This window comes from Bradyrhizobium sp. STM 3809 (assembly GCF_000239795.1).
Lineage (GTDB): Bacteria > Pseudomonadota > Alphaproteobacteria > Rhizobiales > Xanthobacteraceae > Bradyrhizobium.
Genome location: NZ_CAFJ01000290.1, coordinates 1 through 20,295, shown reverse-complemented (window position 1 = coordinate 20,295; position 20,295 = coordinate 1). Strand labels below are relative to the sequence as shown.

17 protein-coding genes and 1 pseudogene are annotated in these 20,295 nt (G+C 61.7%); 12 read left to right on the top strand and 6 right to left on the bottom strand.

The window, feature by feature from the left end; genetic code table 11:
• From BRAS3809_RS16530 to BRAS3809_RS16520, 3 genes are all read left to right on the top strand, one after another.
• Positions 1–691 (top strand): MBL fold metallo-hydrolase (locus tag BRAS3809_RS16530; RefSeq protein WP_035656486.1); only part of this gene is annotated, 691 nt, incomplete at its 5' end.
• Positions 692–730: 39 nt separating this feature from the next.
• On the top strand, positions 731–1,825 hold the full coding sequence (locus BRAS3809_RS16525; RefSeq protein WP_008963259.1) for a J domain-containing protein: 1,095 nt from the start codon (positions 731–733) through the stop codon (positions 1,823–1,825).
• Between the two features lie 115 nt (positions 1,826–1,940).
• Positions 1,941–2,279, top strand: a complete 339-nt coding sequence (locus BRAS3809_RS16520) for a hypothetical protein (protein ID WP_008963258.1) — start codon at positions 1,941–1,943, stop codon at positions 2,277–2,279.
• A gap of 188 nt (positions 2,280–2,467) precedes the next feature.
• Here BRAS3809_RS16520 and BRAS3809_RS16515 read toward each other — a convergent pair whose 3' ends face one another.
• Positions 2,468–3,982, bottom strand: coding sequence for an acetyl-CoA acetyltransferase (locus BRAS3809_RS16515; RefSeq protein WP_008963257.1), 1,515 nt, complete (start codon positions 3,980–3,982; stop codon positions 2,468–2,470).
• Positions 3,983–4,166: 184 nt separating this feature from the next.
• Between BRAS3809_RS16515 and yghU the strand changes: the two genes are divergently transcribed.
• The 3 genes from yghU (at position 4,167) to sorB (ending at position 7,028) form a co-directional block, all read left to right on the top strand.
• Positions 4,167–5,042 carry a glutathione-dependent disulfide-bond oxidoreductase gene (gene yghU / locus BRAS3809_RS16510; RefSeq protein WP_008963256.1) on the top strand — a complete coding sequence of 292 codons (876 nt, stop codon included), beginning with the start codon at positions 4,167–4,169 and terminating at the stop codon, positions 5,040–5,042.
• Positions 5,043–5,493: 451 nt separating this feature from the next.
• Positions 5,494–6,693, top strand: a complete 1,200-nt coding sequence (gene sorA, locus BRAS3809_RS16505) for a SorA family sulfite dehydrogenase catalytic subunit (RefSeq protein WP_008963255.1) — start codon at positions 5,494–5,496, stop codon at positions 6,691–6,693.
• A 5-nt stretch (positions 6,694–6,698) separates the two neighbouring features.
• Positions 6,699–7,028, top strand: a complete 330-nt coding sequence (gene sorB, locus BRAS3809_RS16500; protein WP_008963254.1) for a SorB family sulfite dehydrogenase c-type cytochrome subunit — start codon at positions 6,699–6,701, stop codon at positions 7,026–7,028.
• Between the two features lie 30 nt (positions 7,029–7,058).
• Here the strand turns inward: sorB and BRAS3809_RS16495 are convergent, their stop codons facing one another.
• Positions 7,059–7,670, bottom strand: a complete 612-nt coding sequence (locus BRAS3809_RS16495) for a flavin reductase family protein (RefSeq protein WP_008963253.1) — start codon at positions 7,668–7,670, stop codon at positions 7,059–7,061.
• Positions 7,671–7,853: 183 nt separating this feature from the next.
• Between BRAS3809_RS16495 and BRAS3809_RS16490 the strand changes: the two genes are divergently transcribed.
• The 5 genes and pseudogenes from BRAS3809_RS16490 to BRAS3809_RS35865 form a co-directional block, all read left to right on the top strand.
• Entirely contained in the window at positions 7,854–8,147 is a 294-nt protein-coding gene (locus tag BRAS3809_RS16490; protein WP_008963252.1) for a hypothetical protein, read from the top strand.
• Positions 8,148–8,837: 690 nt separating this feature from the next.
• A complete protein-coding gene (locus BRAS3809_RS16485) occupies positions 8,838–9,617 on the top strand; it encodes a hypothetical protein (RefSeq protein ID WP_008963251.1) in 780 nt (259 codons plus the stop codon).
• Positions 9,604–10,167: a PIN domain-containing protein gene (locus BRAS3809_RS16480; protein WP_063824010.1), complete on the top strand. Its 564-nt coding sequence runs from the start codon at positions 9,604–9,606 to the stop codon at positions 10,165–10,167. The genes BRAS3809_RS16485 and BRAS3809_RS16480 overlap by 14 nt, the downstream gene beginning before the upstream one ends.
• Positions 10,168–10,277: 110 nt before the next feature.
• Complete coding sequence (locus BRAS3809_RS35870) at positions 10,278–11,057, top strand: hypothetical protein (protein ID WP_139017367.1); 780 nt, start codon at positions 10,278–10,280, stop codon at positions 11,055–11,057.
• Positions 11,058–11,313: 256 nt separating this feature from the next.
• Positions 11,314–11,484 (top strand): annotated as a pseudogene (locus tag BRAS3809_RS35865) (hypothetical protein); the annotation flags it as partial.
• On the opposite strand, the gene BRAS3809_RS35860 reads toward BRAS3809_RS35865, so the two are convergent.
• From BRAS3809_RS35860 to BRAS3809_RS16460, 4 genes are all read right to left on the bottom strand, one after another.
• On the bottom strand, positions 11,460–13,310 hold the full coding sequence (locus BRAS3809_RS35860; protein WP_139017366.1) for a tetratricopeptide repeat protein: 1,851 nt from the start codon (positions 13,308–13,310) through the stop codon (positions 11,460–11,462). The pseudogene BRAS3809_RS35865 and the gene BRAS3809_RS35860 sit on opposite strands and share 25 nt — an antisense overlap.
• Positions 13,292–14,488 (bottom strand): cyclophane-forming radical SAM/SPASM peptide maturase GrrM/OscB, encoded by a 1,197-nt coding sequence (grrM, locus tag BRAS3809_RS34890; RefSeq protein WP_008963246.1) that lies wholly within the window; start codon positions 14,486–14,488, stop codon positions 13,292–13,294. Before grrM ends, BRAS3809_RS35860 begins: the two co-directional genes overlap by 19 nt.
• Before the next feature lie 589 nt (positions 14,489–15,077).
• Positions 15,078–15,839, bottom strand: coding sequence for an FtsH/Yme1/Tma family ATP-dependent metallopeptidase (locus BRAS3809_RS16470; protein ID WP_008963244.1), 762 nt, complete (start codon positions 15,837–15,839; stop codon positions 15,078–15,080).
• A 183-nt stretch (positions 15,840–16,022) separates the two neighbouring features.
• The gene (locus BRAS3809_RS16460) at positions 16,023–16,982 is read right to left on the bottom strand and encodes a hypothetical protein (protein WP_008963243.1); all 960 of its coding nucleotides are present in this window, start codon (positions 16,980–16,982) and stop codon (positions 16,023–16,025) included.
• 498 nt (positions 16,983–17,480) lie between these two features.
• Here BRAS3809_RS16460 and BRAS3809_RS16455 point away from each other — a divergent pair, with 498 nt between their 5' ends.
• A complete protein-coding gene (locus BRAS3809_RS16455; protein WP_008963242.1) occupies positions 17,481–19,793 on the top strand; it encodes a tetratricopeptide repeat protein in 2,313 nt (770 codons plus the stop codon).
• The last annotated feature ends 502 nt before the right edge of the window (positions 19,794–20,295 follow it).

Below are 20,295 nucleotides of genomic sequence, written 5' to 3'. Positions count from 1 at the left end.
CGTGCGGCTGAAGGGCAAGACCGTGCTGTGCGATGCCGGCGGTGGCGGCCAGGTGCAGGGCTACAATTCCGACTCGATCTTCATTTCGGGCCGGATGCCGGACAATCTCAAGGCGGCGGGCCTGCGTCTGCAGGACATCGACACCATCCTGATCTCGCATTTCCATCCCGATCACATCTTCGGGCTGTTGCGCGGCGACACCGATACGCCGGCCTTTCCCAATGCCGAGATCATCGTCGCCGCGGCCGAGTACAAGTTCTGGACCGACCCATCGCAAACCAGCCGCCTGCCGCCGTGGCGGCAGGGACTCGCCCGCCGCATCCAGAGCTTGCTCCCGGGCTGGAAGAACGTGCTGCCGGTCGAGGGCGAGGACGAGGTGGTGCCCGGCATCCGCTTCGTCAGCGTTCCCGGCCATACGCCGGGTCACACCGCCTTTCATCTCAGCTCCGGTCAGGAGCAGCTGATGATCTCTGGCGACACCGCCTATGTGCCGGCGTTCTGCCTGCGCCATCCCGAATGGCACGGCGCCTATGACCAGGACGGGCCGGCTGCGGAGGTCAGCCGGCGCAAATTGCTCGATCGGATTGTCGCAGACCAGATGTTGATCTGCGGTTCGCATTTTCCATGGGCCGGATTTGGCCGGCTCGTTCGCGATGGCGCCCATTATGCGCTCGACATGCTTCCGGCATGATCACGAACGGCGCTCCAGGGGAGGAGTCGGGGCCGCCTTATGAAGACGCATTACCAGGTGCTCGGGGTTTCGCCGCGCGCTGATCTCGAGACCATCAAGCGGGCGTTCCGGCAGGCCGCGAAGGCCCATCATCCCGATCTCCGGGGCGGTGGCGACGCGGCGGCGGAGCATCAGCTCAAGCTGATCATCGCCGCCTACAACGTGCTGCGCGATCCCGATCGGCGCGCCGAGTATGACGAGCGATTGGCGTTCGAGCGCCGCCGCATCCGGCGGGATCGCTGGGACGCCGCGCTGCAGTTCACGGCCGCCACCGCCGTGCTCAGTGCGATCCTGATCGGGCTCGAGCTCCTGCTGCTGCCGTCGGTCGGCGACCGCCTGGGCAAGCCGGAGGCGACGCGCTCGGTCGCGCAGCGGCCGGTGACGCAATCGCGGCCCGAACCGCCGGGCGCGCCGCCGGCGCCGGCCGTCCCGGAATCGACCAGCGCCGTGCCGCCGGCCTCGCCACCGCCCTTGCCACCCCCTTTGGCTGCGGCGCAAGCGCCGGCCCAGGAGGCCATGGCCGACGGCGTGGTCCGGGAGACGCCGACGTCGGCGGCGGGCTTCGTGAAACGGGGGCTGGAGCGCAGTCAGCAGGGCGATCTCGACGGCGCGATCGCCGATTTCGACGAGGCGGTCCGGCTCGCGCCGCGCAATGCCGATCTGTATCGCTATCGCGCCCGCGACCTCGGCCGCAGGGGACGCTGGGACCGCGCGGTGGCCGACTACGAGCGCGCGATCCGGCTCGATCCGAACAACCCGACGCTGTTTCGCGAGCGCGGCCTCGCGCTTCAGCAGAAGGGCGAGCTCGACGAGGCGCTGCTCGATCTCGATCGCGCCGTGCGCATGAGCTTCACGGATCCCGATCTCTATAACGATCGCGGAGCCGTCTGGCTGGCCAAGGGGCGCTACGACCGGGCGCTCGCCGATTTCAACCAGGCGCTCAAGCTGAACCCGGGACTCGCGGCCGCCACCGCCCGCCGCGAGGAGGCGCTCGCGCGCAAACGCGAGCAGCAGATCGCCGATGATTCCCGCGCCCGCCCCGAAGCTTCCGAGACGACCGGCACGCTGCCATCCGAGGGAATGCCCAAGCGCTGAACCGCGTGGCCGGGTGCGCCATCCCTCATCCACGACGGCCCGAGCAGCGTTGTGATGATATCGCGCTGCGCCTTCGACCATGCGCCGTCGCGGACTGCGATCCCAGGAGCGTGCGATGAGTGTTTACGTCTCTGTCACCGGCTTCCGGCCGCATCCCGGCGTCCTGCGCCTGGCGCGGTTCTGGTGGCGCACGATGCAGGCCGCCCGCCAGGCGCGCGCGGCGCCCGGCAATGTTCGCGTCGTCATGCGCTCCGTCGGCGGCTTCTATCACACGCTGACGGTCTGGACCGACGAGGCCAGCATGCGCGCCTATGTCAGGAGCGGCGCCCATCGCCGCGCGATGATCGGCTTCCGCGACCTCGGCGGCGGCCGCACGCTCGGCTTTGCCGCCGACACCGCGCCGGACTGGGCCACGGCCTACGCGCGCTGGCAGCGCGAGGCACGCGAGGTGTGAGTTGTTAGTCTCCAGACACATCGCAACACGGCCCCGTCATTCCGGGGCCAGGCGGCAGGCCTTTAACCGGGAATCCGAGGTTATCTCGCGATCTTTTCCAACAAGCTCGAGATTCCGGGTTCAATCGCCATGCGCTGTCAGCGCATGACGATTGCCCCGGAATGACGGTGCCGAGCAGTCAGCGGCTGCTAGCTCACCCGCCACTCCGGCACGCCATCGGCGGCCATGGTGATCGTGCCGAGCGCGCCGACCGGCGTCCGGTCGAGATCCATCAGCCGCGCCAGCGTGGCCTCGTCCTGTGCGGGCACGCGTGCGAGCGTGCGCGTGTCCTGCGCGGTGCGCAGCATCACCACGCCGTGCTCGACGGCGCCGTTGCGGTCGTACAGGGCGGTGGCGCTCTCGACCTTGCCGCTGCCGCTCGCTTCGCTGACGAAGTCAGGCGCCGCGCCGCGATGGCGGTCCGCCTCCGCCTGCACGCTGACATCCTGCGACAGCATTGACGGCGGCTCGCGAGAGATCACCAGCGCATGATGCTTGGTGACGAAGCCGCCCTGGCCGTAGAGCAGACCGCGCTTGGCACCGCCGCCGCGCAGCCGCCGCACCATCGCGCAGGCGGCATGCGTCATGTAGGTGTTGAGCGGCGCCCCGAAGAAGGTGAGCCCGCCGGTGACCGTCGGCTCGACGTCGGCGCCGAGTCCGAGCGTCCGCCGCGCCATCTTCGGCACGCAGGGAAAGCAGCTGTACAGCTCGATCACGTCGAACGCCGTGCCCTTGCCGCCGACGAGGTTCATCGCCGCCTGCAGCACGGCGTTCTGCGGATGGCTCTCGGCGAACTGATCGCGCGTGAGATAATCGCGCGGGTCCTCGGCCGAGGCGCCGCCGAGCGGATAGATCAGGCGGTTGTCGGCGATGCCCGCGGCGCGCGCCTTCGCGAGGCTGGTGAGGATCAGCGCCGCGCCCATGTTGACCATGGGATTGGCGACCATCAGCTTGGTGTAGGGCCAGGCGATCGGCCGGTTGTCGGGAGAGGCCGTGGTGATCTCCTCCGGCGCGAAGTGCCGTTTCAGCCAGGCGTTCGGATTGTAGGCGGCGACCGCCGAGAAGCGCGACCACAGCTCGCCGGATTCGGCGAGCGCCTGCCGCGGCGTCTGGCCCCATTTGGCTGAACTCGCGACCTCATAGAACGGATAGACCGAGACCGGGCGGAAGACGCCGAGCTTCACCGCGAGCGGCTTCTGGAACGCCGCGCCGCGCTTCGGCTCCTCGACGTCGTGCGCGAATGGCGTCCATGGCAGGGTCACGCCGGCGCGCTCGGCCTTGGTCGCGGTCGACTGCGCCTCCGCGCCGCAGACGATCGCGACCTCGCATTCGCCGCGCGCGATCCGCAACGCAGCCTCATGCAGATAGCGGATCGGGCTCTCGCCGCCGACCGGCCCGTAAGTGCAGTGCGCCGGTTTCACGCCGAGCCGCTGCGCGAGCAACTGCTGGGGATCGCGATAGCGCCAGCTCAGGAAGTTGACCACGTCGAGCGAGCCGGTGTCCTGCACGAGCTTGGCGCCCGCGTCATTTTCCGCGCGGCGGATCGCCTGCTCGAGCAGCGCCAGCGGCTCCAGTCCGTCCGCGATGTCCTTCGGCCGGTCGACGATCTCGCCGACGCCGACGATGACGGGAATACGTTCCGGAGGCAGGGCAGAGACAGTCATCGGCGTTTCCAATGGGGAGCGGCCCGCGACGGGCCGTCATTGTTGTATTGTCTCGGTTCTGTCATCGCCGGTTCGCTCCTGCAATGCAGAAAATGTGGATGGCGCCCGCGCGCGGCGCGGCTTCCGCTTCGCGGCATATGCGCCTACAACGTCCGCTCCCTTGCCGCTCACGCCGGAGTCTCTCGTGTCCGAACAGAACAGCTATGTGCCGCCCAAGGTCTGGACCTGGAACAAGGCCAGCGGCGGCCGCTTCGCCAGCATCAACCGTCCGATCGCGGGACCGACGCATGAGAAGGAATTGCCTGTCGGCCGTCATCCCTTGCAACTCTATTCGCTGGGCACGCCGAACGGCGTCAAGGTCACGGTGATGCTCGAGGAGCTGCTGGCGCTGGGGCACACCGGCGCCGAGTACGACGCCTGGCTGATCCGCATCGGCGAGGGCGACCAGTTCGGCTCCGGCTTCGTCGCGATCAATCCGAACTCGAAGATCCCGGCGCTGCTCGACCGCAGCGGTCCCGAGCCCATCCGCGTGTTCGAGTCCGGCGCGATCCTGGTCTATCTCGCCGAGAAGTTCGGCGCCTTCCTGCCGACCGAGCCCGCGAAGCGCGCCGAATGCCTGTCCTGGCTGTTCTGGCAGATGGGCGCCGCGCCCTATCTCGGCGGCGGCTTCGGCCACTTCTACGCCTATGCCCCGACCAAGATCGAATACGCCATCGACCGCTTCGCCATGGAGGTGAAGCGCCAGCTCGACGTGCTCGACCGGCGCCTGTCCGAGAGCGAATACCTCGCCGGCGCCGACTACACCATCGCCGACATCGCGGTGTGGCCGTGGTACGGATCGCTCGCCAAGGGTCTGCTTTATGAGGGCGGCGAGTTCCTGTCGGTGCAGGACTACAGACACGTCCAGCGCTGGACCGACCAGATCGCCCAGCGCGCCCCGGTGAAGCGCGGCCGCATGGTCAACCGCGTGACCGGCGATCCCAAGAGCCAGCTGCACGAACGCCACGACGCCAGCGATTTCGACACGAAGACGCAGGACAAGATCGGGCAGGGCACTTAGGGCTGCGCTCCCGCCTTTTTCTCCGGTGTCGTAGGGTGGGCAAAGGCGCGCCGAGCTCGCGTTTGTCATGCACAGGTGTTCGATCGCGCCGTGCCCACCGTCGTCCCTTGTATCCACCGCCGGTGGGCACGCGCCGCCTGACGGCGTCGCTTTGCCCACCCTACGGAGTCTACGAGCGGTTTCGTAGCCCGGATGAGCGCAGCGATATCCGGGTTCGCCGATGCCGCGCGTGTGACCCCGGATGTCGCTGCGCTCATCCGGGCTACATGTCTGCGATGCGTCTCGCCGCACTGCAGCGGATCGTGACGGTTCGACCTCCGGCGCTCGCCTCTTTTCTCGGCACGAGAGAATCGTGCAACTATCATCTCGAGCGGTAAGGCCGCGCGCGGATGACACATCGTCCTGGGGGTGATGACCCCCGGGCGAGAACGACCACTCCGGAGGGAGACCCATGATCGACCGACGTGATCTGCTCAAGGGAGCCGGCATGGCCGCCTTGCTGGGCGGCCTCGGCGCGACCCGCGCGCTGGCCGAGGACAGCGTGACGCTGCCCTTCGCCAATGGCGAGCGCCCGCTGGTGAAGGTTCCGCAGAAGCGGCCGATGATCGGCCTGACCAGCCGGCCGCCGCAGCTCGAGACGCCGTTCGGGGTGTTCAATGACGGCGTGATCACGCCGAACAACGCCTTCTTCGTCCGCTATCATCTGGCGAACCTTCCCTACGATCTCGATCCGGACAAGTTCACCCTCGAGATCAAGGGCAAGGTGGACAAGCCGCTGAGGCTGTCGCTGAAGGACATCCGCAAGATGAAGGCGACCGAGATCGTCGCCGTCAACCAATGCTCCGGCAACAGCCGCGGCTTCTTCGAGCCGCGCGTTGCCGGCGGCCAGCTCGGCAACGGCGCCATGGGCAATGCGCGCTGGCGCGGCGTGCCGCTCAAGGCCGTGCTCGAGATGGCGGGGGTCCAGGCCGGCGCCAGGCAGGTGACCTTCAACGGCATGGACGGACCGGTGATCGACAAGACGCCGGACTTCGTGAAGGCGCTCGATCTCGATCACGCCATGAACGGCGAGGTCATGCTCGCCTATGGCATGAACGGTGAGGACCTGCCGTTCCTCAACGGCTTTCCGCTGCGCCTGATCGTGCCGGGCTACTACGGCACCTATTGGGTCAAGCACCTCAACGAGATCACCGTCATCGACAGCGTCTTCGACGGCTTCTGGATGAAGTCGGCCTATCGGATTCCGGACACGCCGAACAATGCGGTCGAGCCCGGGACCGCGCCGAAGGCGACGATCCCGATCAATCGCTTTACGGTCCGCTCCTTCATCACCAGCGTGAGCGAGGGCGCGAAGCTGAAGGCGGGCACGGTGACGCTGCGCGGCATCGCCTTCGACGGCGGGAGCGGGATCAAGCAGGTCGCCGTCTCGACCGATGGCGGCCAGAGCTGGACCGACGCCAACCTCGGCAAGGACCTCGGCAAATATTCCTTCCGGGAGTGGAAGCTGCCGGTGAAGCTTGCCGCGGGGTCCCACGATCTGAAGGTGCGGGCCACCAGCAATGCCGGCGAGACTCAGCCTGAGACGCCGCGCTGGAATCCAGCCGGCTATCTGCGCAACGTCGTCGAGACCGTCCGCGTCACGGCCGCCTGAGGAGAATGACCATGCAACGAACGTCCTTGCTCCTCGCCGCACTGGCTGTCGGCCTTGGCTGCCTCGCCGGCAGCCCCATCTCCCTCACCGCGGCACCGGTCAACTACAAGGTTCCGCAGGAGACGGCAGCCTTCAAGCCGGGGCCCGATCTCGCCGTCGTGCAGGGCAATTGCGCGGCCTGCCACTCCGCCGACTACATCAAGACGCAGCCGCCGATGAAGAACAAGAAGGAGTTCTGGCAGGCCGAGGTCACCAAGATGATCAAGGTCTATGGCGCTCCGATCAATGAAGCCGATGTCGGCAAGATCGTCGACTATCTCGCCGCGACCTACTGACTTTCCCAGCCGGCGGAAGCCATGGAACGTTCAGCCGGCGCCCTTGGCCGGCGGGAAATCCATCCGGTCGTTGGTGCGGCAGTAGCGATCGGCAAACATGCGGCCGACGGGATGGAACAGCTCCATCTCCACCCGCATCTTCTCGGCGTCCCACAATTCGTCGCGGATGTGGAAGGTCAAGCCTTCGCCGAGCACGAGCACGCGATCGCCATTGACGTCGATGAGCTGCCAGGTCTTGCACTCCATCGCGAACGGCGCATCCGCAAGCCGTGACACGCCGATCATGCGCGACGGTGAAAGCTTGAGGCCGAGATGATCGGGCTCGCCGATCTCGGGCGGAAAGTCGCCGCCGGTCTCATGCATCGCCTGCGCCAGCGGCTCGTCGGTGATGTGGACAACGAACTCGCCCGACCGGCGGATGTTGACCAGCGTGTCCTTGATCCGGCCGTCGGGCCGCAGATTGATGGCGAACACGCATAGCGGCGGGTCCTCGCCGAGCACGTTGAAGAACGAGAACGGCGCGGCGTTGACGACCCCGGCCGCGCTCTTCGTGGTCACCCAGGCGATCGGCCGCGGCAGCACGAAGGAGGTCAGGATCTTATAGCGCTCGCGCGGGCTGAGCTCGGTGGACAGGTATTGCATCGTCGGGGCCTCGGGTCGGTGGGCAGCAGGCGAAGGTTAGTCAGCGGTGATGCGATGCGAAAGCCGATAAAGCGGGCAGGCGCTGCGCGTGTGCACGGCGCGCAGTCGGGAAATTCGACGTTCGCTGGAACGGCACCGAGAACGCCACGTTCGAACAGCACAGCAACCACAAAGGGAGGTGGCATGAAACCCATCATCAGCGTGATCGCGTGCGCGTTCGTCGTCTCGGCGACGCCGGCCTTGGCCCAGAGCACACAGCAGCAGACCACGCCGCCGCCGAGCGCGCAGAATTCCGGCGCCGGGATCCAGGGCGCGCCGGGCAACAAGAACGGGCCGTCCTCGACCGGGTCCGGCACGGTGGGCTCGTCCTCCACCCTCAACCGGCAGAACCCCGACGTCAGCGCGCAGGACCCCTCGAACATCAAGGGCATGCCGGGCAACAAGAACGGCCCTCCGGCCAAGAAGCCGCAGGACTAACAACATGACGGATGGCGGCTGCGCGATGGCGCAGCTGCCATGCGGAATTTGCCCGTCGTGCCAGTTTGTCGCACGCGCCAGGACTTGTGCCGACGGGCAAATCAGATCGATGTTCCCGCGCATCCTGCTTCGCCACGAGGGGCGTATCGCGATCGTCACGACACGTGAGGCGGGGATGCGGTGGGCGGATCGGATTGCAGCGCGGTGACACGCGCCGACGAACAATCGGGTACGCACGGTGAAGTCGTATGGTCCTGGCATCCCGACGCTGATGCCAAGCGGGCGGTGATGATCCGCCTGTGACGGGGGCAAGACAGCCCGGTCCCCGGGGAGAGTACGTATAATCCGTCAAGCCATCGCGCAGGGAATGCTTTGGCCACAAAACGAGAACAAAATCAATCACATAGGACCAGTGTGTCGCCGCCTGTGTCGCCATCTGTGGACGCTGAAAAATCCCGTGAAAATTTTCGGTGATGGCTTACGGGGGCGCCGATGCGTCCGGGACCCCGCCGGTGTCTGGTAGCCGACGGCTCCGGAAAACGCATGGGCGGGCCGCGCTCGTGCTGCTGAGACCGCCGGGGGGAGCACAGGCTCGGGTCCACAAGCCATGTCCATGTTGGTAGTATTGTTAGGATACCTCTGCTTTACTGGCTTCTATACAGGTCCTCCTCCGAAACCCTGAGTTCTCAAATGGCTGCGTCTCCGAAGCGGAAGAGCCGCATTGATGGCACCGAGTATTATCGGTTCAAGATCGATGCCTACACCCCGGCAACCATGCCGATGGCCCGTCTCGCTCAGTACATGAACGAGCTGGCGATCTTACTTGGTGAACGGGATTCTGTTCACTTTCGTGGTCTCACAAAAGGCAGCACTGTCCTGAACGCGCGAGTTGATCGCGAGGCTGCACCTAAGGTCCACCAGCGGGTGGTGGCGGTCCGTGCAGGAGACGCTAGTCGTGAGGCTCTCCGGGCATTTAATGCGCTAAACGCGCTCCTCAGTGCGGACAATGCGGTTGGTGTTCTGCGCGATGCAGCCCTCCACGGCGCAGTTGTTATCCGATTCCATGGCCGCGAGCTGGCTCCGGAGAAATTCACCGTCCGCCAGCAAGGCTCGATAGATGGCATTGTGACCGGTGTACGCGGGAAGGACGAGACGATTCACGTCACTCTTCAATCCGAAGGTCGCCAGATCAGCGGGTGCGAAACGACACGACCTATCGCAAAGCAACTAGGTGCAAAGTTGTTTGAGCCTGTGCGACTCTTCGGGCGCGGTCGCTGGATTCGTGACGCCGACGGGGTATGGACGCTTGAATACTTTCGGATCGAGAGTTTTGAACCCCTTCAGGATGTCCCGCTAACCGACGCCCTCGCAGCGCTTCGCGACATCCCAACGAACTGGGGTGATGACTCGTACGCCGAGCTGATGGAAATGCGGACGGGACCGGGGAGCCGCAAGAATGGTGGTCATTGATTCCACCAACCTGCTCTTGATTCTTCGGCCGGGCACCCCAGTTCCGGCCGGTCCAGACGGGAAACCTGTTGAACGTGCAAAAGAACGAATCGATTACTTGGTCCAACGGCTAAGCAAGGATCGGTCGAAGATTATCATTCCGACACCAGCATTGAGCGAGGCTCTCGTACGGGCCGGAGCGGCCGCCTCGCAGCAAATCGTCGAAGAGCTGCAGAAGTACGCCGTGTTCAGCATCGAGCCGTTCGACACGCGCGCAGCGCTCGAAGCGGCTGCAATGTCCCGCGAAGCTATTGCGGGTGGAAACAAAAAGGCAAACTCGACAGCGCCGTGGCAAAAAGTGAAATATGATCGTCAGATCGTTGCCATAGCGAAGGTGCACGGTGCTACCGAGATTTACTCAGATGACACAGGCATCATTGCCCTCGGCGAACGAGCCAAGATCAAGGTCGTCCGGTTGAAAGACCTTTCATTGCCGCCTGAAAGCGATCAGCTCGACCTGCTCGACTTAGCCGCTGCCACCGCTGAGAATATGTCCTCTGACGAAGGATGATCGCCGCAGCTCTTCTCTCAGCGCTTCCGCAGCCCTCTTAGTGTCCTAGCCGCTCGACGTCGCAGCAGGAGGTTGTGCAATGAGGGGAGTTTAGAGCAGTGCCTTTGAGAGTGACCTTCGATACCAACACCTTTGACAAGGCGGTCCGCCCAAGTGTCTACGCGAAGGACCCAAACCATGCCGATTTTGTTGCCGTTCACGAGGCTTTAAAGCGCGGTGACTTACTCGGCTTCGTCAGCGAAACCATCATCACGTTTGAGGGAATAGCGAAGAATGACCGCGCGTCTGTGTTCGGTACTACCGATCTGCGAAGCAGAACTGAACAGCTTTCGGACGACACATTTCAGATCGCTTTGGCACCTGAACAACCCGCTCGTCAGCCGGTTCATGTCAAGCAGGCGGAACGTTTCGTCGCCGCATTTGACTTGGGTATCCAGTTGCTAGGAGCCCCACGCATTGGAATGCCAAGAGTAGAAGGGAATTTTTATGTGCCTGAAACAGAGGAGGCTCTTGAGCAGCGGCTTGATAGGTTTTTCAACGTTATGAGAGCCATCGAGGCTCGTAGCCTTGGATCACCACGTGTGTTGGCAATCGCCGAGCGCTGGGCGGAAAGGGCGCCGAACTCGCCATGGTATCAGCGCCTCGGTACCGCTAAGGACATCCATGAAACGCGTGAAGTCGGTCGCGCTGTCGCTGAGTGGTCCGACGCTGATAGTATCGGCGCTCATTATGGCTACGGCAATGACCTATTTTGCACTTTAGATATAGCGGCGGGTGAAGGAAGGCGTGGAGATGCAGCAATTTTAGATGCCGAGAACCGTGCGTGGCTCGTATCAGAATTTGGGATCAAGTTTGTATCCTTGAGTGAACTTGCCGCTCTTGTCAGGTGATTGCGCTCCCAGCACCGCGCCGCAGTGCCCGCCGCCAAGCTCGTGAAAACGGCCAGTTGATGAATTGCGCGTGTGAGGGCTTCAAGTAACGGGGCGATGGTCCGTCGAGCGCGGTATCGGGCCTCGTGCTCCCTCAGCACCGCTATGATCTGCTCTTCCGTGAACCGCTTTCGCCTGATCTATCCGTCCTTCGTCAGGGCGGACTCTAACTCGGTCTGGAGGAATTTCTTAGGGGGCAGGTCACGACGACACAAGGAGAATGCTTGCTGCCGGGGTCGCCGACTACAACGGCGAGCGGCCGCACTCCTCGCTTAAATACCAGACGCTGGCGGCCTGGGCCGTCAACCTCACCGAAACGGGCGATCGGCTGCCCAGCCTCGACCAACTCAGTCACGGGCTCCATCAACACGTTATGGGACTCGCTTGAGCAGGCTCTACCGAGCGAAACGTAGAAAGCTTGCTCGCGAGATATACCGAGAAGGGATGCAGCGCGCCGAGTTGCCTGTCCGCTATATCTCGTGCCAGCTTCACACAAGCGGCAGCTTGAGGGATCTCATGGACCTTTAAGTAGTAATCAGAGAATACGGCGTCGATTTCGGCAATCCGTATGTTTTCTGGCCCTAGGCGAGGGACTACGATATCCCTCGCCCTATTCAAAATGTTCTTGGCTTCGGACTCGAGACCCAGGCCCAATTGGCACTGAGCTTGGAGTTTGAGTGTGCGCGCCATCTCCAAATTTTCCGTGCCAAAAAAGAGCTCTTTCAATTCGAGAGCAGAGGTTGTTGCTTTGCAGGCATTGTCAAAATCGCTTTCGGCGAGATATCGTTCCGCAATGAGATCGAACGTTCTGCCCAACCAAGGATGCTTCCCCCCGAACCTCAGATCTCCGATCGCCCGCGCTTCGGCCAGCATACGATCGCTATCCTGGAAACGCCCTCTTGCTGTGTAGTAGCGGGCATAGTTATTCAGCGGATTTATCAATTCGGCGTTGCGGGGCGCGTAGCGCTGTACAAATATGGCAATCGCGCGGTCTAAGAGCGCCGGAACTTCATCATAGTTCGCCAGCAGCGTTTTGAGATACGCTGTGTTGCTTAGAACCTTAGCCACCTCGGTGTCGTTTTCACCGCGGATGGCGGTGAGCAAATCAAGAGCGGATGCCAAGAGGCCGCTGGCTTCGTTGTACCGTCCCCAATTGTGATAAAGCGAACCAAGATTGTTTAGCAAAAACGCATACTTCAGTGTGCGGAAGTCTCCTTCGGTCTCCATTTCCAATTTTATAGATAGATAGATTGTTTCAGCTTGCTGAAAACGATTCGAAACCAAATAAACGTACGCAAGTTTAAAGTTCAGCTGTCGCGATCGGTCTGCTGTTAGAGTACCACGCCTCTGCTCGATATCGCGCGTGTGTGTGAGGAGTTGCTCGGATGTGCTATAGTGTCCGAGAAGGGTTTGCGTGATCTCATATGCGTCGAGGTATTTCGGGTTATCAGGCGACAGATCGAGAGCCTTCTTGTAGTAAAGATCAGCATCAGAATAGTTTGCCTCTTGCTCAGATAAGAGGCCAATCTGGTAGAGTGCGTCGGAAGCACTTGAAATGTCTCTGGCCGCTGCATCTTTCAGAATGGATTTCGCAACCGATGGCGCCCCGCTAGACAAGGCTATCCTTGCGTTCTCAATCTTATTTGAGGATAATCGATATCGACCTTCTTCGAGTGAGCTTGTGATCTGGTTTGCGACGGCTGTGTAATCTGCTGTTGCAGTTGAGGGATTGGCAAGTTTTGCTGAAAGAGCGTTCAAGGACGCTATGATTGTCGTGTAAGAGTCTTGCGATAGCTGTCCATCTCTTAATAGGCCCTCCAGTCTAATTTGCTCGCTTTGCCAGAACGCGACCAGTTGCCGCTGCTTTGCAGCATCTGCGGCTGCAGCCTGCGCTGGAATTTCATGCACCGCGATAACGGCAATTACGATTGCGCTTGCAACGAGGGCAATGAGGAACCAGAAAATCAGCATTTGTCGTCGCGAACGTATCCACTGATCTGCGGTTAGACCATTCGCGGGCAGAACATTGTATTCCTTCTTCAGTAGCGCGCCGCGATCTTTTTCCGGCAGAGTGTTGATGATGCGAGCTATCGTGCGCAACCTGAATTGAGCGATCGATGTGTAAGTAACGGTTGCAATAAGGCATAGATATGAGATGAACGCATACGGGCTTGATGCGGCTGCCGGAAGCGCTGCTAGGAACTTTTCGAGCACCGACAATTCTCCTTATCGGCGGTCAGCTGGTCGGCTCTGGCGGTTTCCTGCCGTGCAATGTTGTCTTCGATAAAATCGATAGCCAGATCGACGAGCGTCTTGATGAAGATTTGACAATGGCGAGTTTCAGACGATCGAAATGTACCGTTTTCAAATAGCTTATTTGACGGCGCTCCTCCACCGCACACTTTGAAGTATGCGCAGGTGGCCGCACACATATCGACGCCGTGGCGAATGTCCCGATTCAAGCTAATGAATGGCTCCCTGGCAACGCAATCGTCGATTGATTCATTGGCGAGGTTGCCAAGCATGAACGGGCCATAAGCATTAGTATGCACGCCGAGCAATTCCGGGCAAAACGTTGAAAAATTGCCTAAGTAGTCCACATTCAACGACCGAAATGGTGTTGTAAGAGCATTTCTTGGTGTTTCCAGTGGGGCGCGCAACACGGCATTGAATGCATAATCAAATTCGCGTACCCAATGGGGAAAGCTGCGCTCGCGCAATAGCTGATAGTAGGCTCGAAAGAATCGTCGAGCCCTCTCTACAAGTCGATCCGGGGAATAGGAAGGAGTGATATGAATTCCTTCGACCTCCTCGACGTTGAAGCAGACCTCTTCGATGCCGAGCGAGCAAAAGAATTCAAATAATTGCTTGGCATTATCTAGGCTTCGATCGGTCAGAACAGCGATTATGTAGAATTTCAGACCATTGCGACGGAGTGCATCGATTCCCTTGAGTACGCGATCGAATGTTCCTTTTCCTGCTCGATCGCGCCGATGCCGATCGTGAACCTCTGCGGGTCCATCTAAGCTGATACCAACCGTGACAGGGTGGCGCCTGAACAGCCCGCACCATCTATCGTCGATGAGCACCCCATTTGTTTGGAATACATACTCGATCTTGGTGCTATCTGGAACAAGGCGCCGAATTATCGCGAAGGCGTCCTCATAGTAGCCTGGCGGAACAACGAGCGGCTCTCCAGAATGCCAACAGATTCGTAAAATTTCTCCAACGCGGCCAGATGCAACCACAGTGCTGATGACCCTTGAGAGAGTCTCAAGCGCCATCCTCTCATGGTTTGTTCGATCCGCTAGATAACAATAGCTGCAATCAATGTTGCAGAAGGGCGTTGGCTGAAGGACCAAGAGAGAGACTTGATCGTCGTCCGTCCCCATGCCGAGATCTCAACACGTATTACTAGCTGAGCATCGAGCTTTTTGGAACGAGTTCGAAAAATTTTGAGCGAACTGCGTTACTACATAGTCGCCGTCCAGACCTTGTCGTAGCAAGACGCTGTGGCCACCATCCGTTAGAGCAGCGCGGATCGCTTCAATGCGTGATAGAGCATTTCCGTCTGGAGCAGATTTTAGAGTGAGATTGTCCGGCAATGCCGAAATGGCAAGCGTAGCGGTCAGAGCAAGAGACGCTTTAGCAATCGCTGTTGAATTAGAACTCATTCCCGCCTCCATCTCTCGAGCAGCGGTGCAATTTCGTAACTATGCAGGCTCCCTTTGTGATTGTAAAGACATAAGGTAGCTTTTTTCGATTCGTACTCGCGGTAGTCGCGTGCCGTTTTTTCAGCCTACCCGTTCTCCCGCCGATCGCGCTCCAACGTCCGGCAAGTCTTTGATTGGGAAACACAAGTGTGCTTCCCGGAATGGTCCGCTGACTTTCCTTTGGCACGTTTCAGACCAATCAGTCTGCCCGCTGCGCTTCTCCCTCGAAGGCCCTGGGCTCCTTTCATTAGATGCATATGCATTTCAATCAACTGCTTCGAAGGCGCGCGGCTGATATCTCCCGCTGGCGCCAATCAGCACGCCGCCGGTGTTCACTGACCAGGGCCATACGCGCCTGCACGTCAGAGATGATCTTGTCGATCTCCGCGCCGCTCAGCGTCCGTTTGATCCGCAACACCACAGAGAGCGCCATCACAACGTCTCCGTAGGGCATCAGCATGTCCCGCGCAGCGAGCCTGCAATGCTGAACGAACGACTCCACCGCCTCCTCGCTCATGCAGAACAGCAGCGCCAGCTCGCGGGCCTGCCTGAGATCGTCGGCGCCGCCTACGCCCTGTTCGCCCAACAACATCGTTTCGGCGACACAGCCTGCCATCAGCTCGATGCAATGCGAATAGACGTTCGCGAACACGTCGGACACCGACTCGATCTGCTCGCCGGCCTTTGGCATGGCTTCGGCCAGCACCTCGCGAACGTCGGATGCGTCCCCGCGGCCTTCAGCGAAGGCTTCTTCGTGTCCGACGCCCCAGCAAAGGCCATCGGACGTTTTCGTCGGCTGCACCGTCACGCCGCCCAGCGGGTTCCCGAGCAGGCGAGCGCAGACGGCGTGCCCTGCCTCGTGAATTGCGACACGTGCATCGTCCTCGTAAAAGCGGCCGAGTGCTGCGAGCAGCTTGTCGTACTCGTCGGGGCCGCTGCCCTCATCGATTACCTCGACGTAAGCAGCGGCCCCCGTTCCACCGAGAGCGGGAAAGGGGTAACCGGACGCGGTGGAAATGTTTTCACTCATATCCGCAAACCCCCCGATGACGCGCCAGCATCCGGGCGCGGATAATCTCAATCTCATTTGGCCGGGGCATCGCGCGAGCGATCACCTCGGCAATTGACGCGGGCATGCTGTCGGGCTGACCAACCCATCCGTCAAGACGAGTCGTGATCCCTGGCGGGGGCATTGTGATCTTGCGGCGCATGCCTACACCCGGGGGACTGCGATCGTGAGAGTCCGCTCCTCGGCGCTACGGTCGATCACCCTGAAGCTGGCGCTGCGAAGGACAGGATCGATCCCGCTCTGATCTCCTTGGGGCCGGTCCCGTTCATTGTCCAGATCGAAGGCGAGCTGCGGATTCGGATGCCGGCCGCCATGTGCCCCCCGCAGCTTGCCGCAACGAGGATCGGTCACATCCACCACCGCACCACAGGCGCGGCCGTTCTGCGCGGCGGAGGGAGTAACGTCGGCAAACTCGTATTGATCGCACACCCGCTCAACGCCGTTGACGTCGTGCCAGCGCACCGCGCGCATCGCGAACATGCGCTCGGTCAGCGGGCGCTCGACAACCCTGACCGGCTCAGGCGGCACGGGCTTCGGCAACGAAGCGGGCGCCGTGCCTGCCAGAACCGCCTTGGCATGGCCCTCAAGCACGCCGGTGATCATGCTTGCCTCGGGGCCAACCTGCTGCTGGACGGCCTCCAGGAACACCCGCAAGGGCTCCGCATCGGGGAGGATGATCGCGCTCTCGCGCGCCAGCTGCACAAGCTCGTCGAGTGACGCGTCGAACGCCGCGCCGGCCGACCTCCATTTCTTAGCAATTGCGGTGACGGCGGCAGCCGTTTCGGCACGGCAGCGCTGATCAACGAGACTCGCAATCTCGCGTTCCAGGTTGGCAATGGCGCTGTCGATGTTGGCGAGCGCTTCGGTCAACGTGGCGACGCGATCCTGCTCGCGGCGCATCGCCGCCTCGGCGGCCGACAGCGCCGCGTCGTCGCCGCCGTCCGACGCCAGTTTGACCGCCTTCTCGCGGAGGACGGCCGCGGCGGCTTCGGCGGCCTTGCGACGCTCAGTGAGGTCGTCGCGGCTGGTGCGCTTAGCTTTGAGCTTGCTTTCGAGGTCGCGTTGCGACTTCGCAGCGGGATCGGTCTTGGTGAAGAATGCCATCGATGGTCGGCTCCTGCAAATCAAGTCGAGAGCAGCGCATTGAGATTCGGCCCGAATGTCCAGAAATGAAAACTTCAGGAAATTTCAATGGAGCCGGCGGTCTACGGCCTCCAGACCTGCTAGAGTCGAGAAATTGTGAGACCAACATTACCAATCAAAGAAACTGCGCGCGCAAACCCGGGCGTTCGAAGGGGCACAAGCCCGACAATAGGAAGCTGATTGCGACACGGATGACGAATGCAAATTTGAGGCCAATGGAGGCACGCAAGACATGTCACAGGTGAGCGGTGGCGCGTGGTCTGCGGCGAGCGTGCTTGATGCGCGGGCGTAGTCGGCGGGCGGCGCAGACCTGAATGGGGGACAGGTGGTGCAGGCGGCTGCGCGGCTGGCTGCCGAAGGGAGCTGCCTTCGGGCAAGGCCGACGCTGCGGGCTTGCATCCGAGACAACGAGACGCAAGAATTATGGCTCGTGACGTGCAAAGCTCGGGGGAGAAACGCGTGCTGCTGGAGCAGGTGAGCCGAAGCGCCGGAGACATCCATACCCGGGTCATTTTCGTACACGGCCTTGGCGGCGACCCCTGGAAGACTTGGCAGTGTCGTTCAGATACTAAGGCTTTCTGGCCTCGCTGGCTGGCCGAGGATCTCGACGGTGTCGCAACCTACGTGATGGGATACGACGCGCCAGTCTCCGGATGGGGGCGCCTGAGAGCGCTGCACCCGATAGATGTCGCAGCAGGTGCGCTTGCGCGGTTATTCGCGCTTTCCGAGTTGCGAACGGGCGCGATCATTTTCGTCTGTCACAGTCTTGGCGGCCTGGTTGTCAAGCAGCTGCTGCGAACGGCGGCAAGCGAGGCCGAGCATCGGGCAGATGCTTCCGATTTCCTAGCCAGAGTGAAGAAGATCGCATTCCTGGCGACACCTCATAACGGTGCAGAGCTGGCTACCTGGGCGGACCGTCTTCGCATCTTGGTACGCCCGTCAGCGGCGACCGCCAGCCTTGTGCGCAACGACCCCCACCTGCGCGAGTTGAACTATTGGTATCGCGACTGCCCGCTGAGCAAGACTGTTCATCATCTCGTGCTGGTGGAGACGGAACCTATGCGGATTCTCGGAACGATCGTGCCAATCGATTCCGGTGATCCTGGCCTATCCAGCTCCCGTCCGATCTTTATCGAACGGGTGGACCACCAAGCGATCTGCAAGCCATGCAGTCGGGATAGCGACGTCTACGTCAACGTCAAGGCGTTCGTCGAGCGCGAACACGTACGCGCGGTATCGGCCGCCGAGACCAAGCTCGAAGAAGTCAAGACCCACATCGATCTGCAGAGTCGTATCCTGCTCGAAGCGATTCAGGCGGAAAAAGGGATACCCTATTCGGTCCTGATCAAGATTCTGCATCGATTGGGAGAGACGGTCGTCGCCAACGATCCGGTTGAGATTGGCCGGCTGCTCAACGCGAAGGCCGACGAATATATCGTGCTCAAGCAGCAGATGAGGAAACTCGCGAGCGAAGATCCGCGCGTGGAAGAATTGCGTGTCGAGGCTTTCGCCGCCCTTGAGCGCGCGGACATGGACCAGGCGCGAGCAAAGTTGCGATTGGCGGTGGATATCGATCGTGCGGCGACGAAGGAGCTGGCGCATCGCGCATCGCTCAGGGCGCTGAGTGCGGTGCAATCGTTGAGCCAGAGTGCGCGCGTCTCCTCGATCGCGTTCAATTACCGCGATGCGGCTATGGACCTCGCCGAAGCGTCAAGCCTTGCCGGGCCGGTCGATCGGCATGTCGCGTGGCAACTTCGGCTAATGCAGGGGACGCACCTCTTCTCTCAGGGAGACGAATTTGGCGAAAATCAGGCGTTCGTGGATGCGATAGCAGTCTACCGCAGCGCCCTGGCTCTTGCCCCTCTCAACGTTGCGCCGGGCGACTGGGCGGCTACTCAATTCTACCTCGGTGACGCGCTCAGATGCCTCGGTGAACGCGAGAGCGGCACAGAACGGCTTGAAGAAGCGCTGGTGGCCTATCGCGCTGCCTTCAGCCAGCATGCAAGTGTTGCGGACGAAGCGGGTCAAATCCACAACGGTCTCGGCAACGCGCTTTTTCGTCTTGGCCAGCGGAAGAAAAACACGAAGCTTCTCGAAGAGGCGGCGACAATGTACCGGGACGCTTTGAGCCGTCTCCGGCCAGAGGACGTGGCGACACGGTCGAAGTACCTAACGAACCTTGGCAATGTCCTGGACGAAATCGGAAACATTGAGGAAGGGACAGACCACCTTGAGCTGGCTGTGGAAGCGCACCGGGCGGCGTTGGCGGAGGTGAGCCGTACGAGCAATCCGCGCGGTTGGGCGACGATCCAAAACAATCTTGGAATCGCACTGCAACGTCTCGGCGAACGCCGTCGCGATGCAGGTTGTCTCATGGACGCGATCGCGGCGTACAATGAAGCGCTGAAAGAACAATCGCCGACGCGCGTAGCATTGGAATGGGCGCGAACCCAGCACAACCTTGGCACGGCGTTCCGGGCACTCGGCGATGCCGATAGTCTGGAGCGGGCAGTGCAGGCGTATTGCGAGGCGCTCAGCGAGCGCAGGCGCGAGCGGGCGACCAAGCAGTGGGCCGAGACGACCGGCAGCTTGGTCGCCGTCATGGAAGGACTTGCCGAGGTTTCGAAGCGGCAGGACCTATCGGAGGAAACCCTCTCGGTGGTCGAAAGAGGCGTTCGTATGCTGCATGCCGGCGGTGTTGGCGCCGATTTCGTGATAGATCGATTTGATCCGCCGATCCGCGACAGGCTGCGTATGCTGATCATGCCTTAACTAGCGCGGGCTGCAGGCTTGGAAGTCGCTTACGTTATCCGGATGATTCGTCCGTCGAGCACCCGCTCACATAAGAGGACCGAGCCAAGGCCGCCGTCGCGCTGTGGCAAACGTCCGCTATTTGGTCCATCTCGGACCTTCGGCGGCGGCGCGGACGATGTCCGCTCCCGGGCAGTTAGCCCGAAATTGACTATGGCAAGAGCGGCTTTGTTCCTGAGCGTCCTACCACGCCGGACGGCTACGGGGTCTCGATCCGGCGAATCGGCGAACCTGAAGCATGTACGATAGATGCACTGGGACCTGCCAGACCTCTGCGCAAGCAGATCACGGATTCGCTTGGCCGGTCCTCGCAACCCAATCTTCCATGGCGCGCTTGGTGCAGAACCAGCGTCCGCCGATTTTCGTCGCTTCGAGCTGTCCGCCCTTAGCCGCGCGCAGGGCTTTCTGGTAGTTCACATCGACAGGCAGCAGCTTCATGAGCGGCCACATCCGTTCGACCGGA

Excerpts from the sequence above, each read along its gene's own strand:
- BRAS3809_RS16470 (WP_008963244.1), bottom strand. The coding sequence starts at position 15,839 with ATGAGTGAAAACATTTCCACCGCGTCCGGTTACCCCTTTCCCGCTCTC.
- BRAS3809_RS16495 (WP_008963253.1), bottom strand. The coding sequence starts at position 7,670 with ATGCAATACCTGTCCACCGAGCTCAGCCCGCGCGAGCGCTATAAGATC.
- BRAS3809_RS16520 (WP_008963258.1), top strand. The coding sequence starts at position 1,941 with ATGAGTGTTTACGTCTCTGTCACCGGCTTCCGGCCGCATCCCGGCGTC.
- BRAS3809_RS16485 (WP_008963251.1), top strand. The coding sequence starts at position 8,838 with ATGGCTGCGTCTCCGAAGCGGAAGAGCCGCATTGATGGCACCGAGTAT.
- BRAS3809_RS16480 (WP_063824010.1), top strand. The coding sequence starts at position 9,604 with ATGGTGGTCATTGATTCCACCAACCTGCTCTTGATTCTTCGGCCGGGC.
- sorB (WP_008963254.1), top strand. The coding sequence starts at position 6,699 with ATGACCATGCAACGAACGTCCTTGCTCCTCGCCGCACTGGCTGTCGGC.
- BRAS3809_RS16460 (WP_008963243.1), bottom strand. The coding sequence starts at position 16,982 with ATGGCATTCTTCACCAAGACCGATCCCGCTGCGAAGTCGCAACGCGAC.
- sorA (WP_008963255.1), top strand. The coding sequence starts at position 5,494 with ATGATCGACCGACGTGATCTGCTCAAGGGAGCCGGCATGGCCGCCTTG.
- grrM (WP_008963246.1), bottom strand. The coding sequence starts at position 14,488 with ATGGGGACGGACGACGATCAAGTCTCTCTCTTGGTCCTTCAGCCAACG.
- BRAS3809_RS16525 (WP_008963259.1), top strand. The coding sequence starts at position 731 with ATGAAGACGCATTACCAGGTGCTCGGGGTTTCGCCGCGCGCTGATCTC.
- BRAS3809_RS16490 (WP_008963252.1), top strand. The coding sequence starts at position 7,854 with ATGAAACCCATCATCAGCGTGATCGCGTGCGCGTTCGTCGTCTCGGCG.
- BRAS3809_RS16515 (WP_008963257.1), bottom strand. The coding sequence starts at position 3,982 with ATGACTGTCTCTGCCCTGCCTCCGGAACGTATTCCCGTCATCGTCGGC.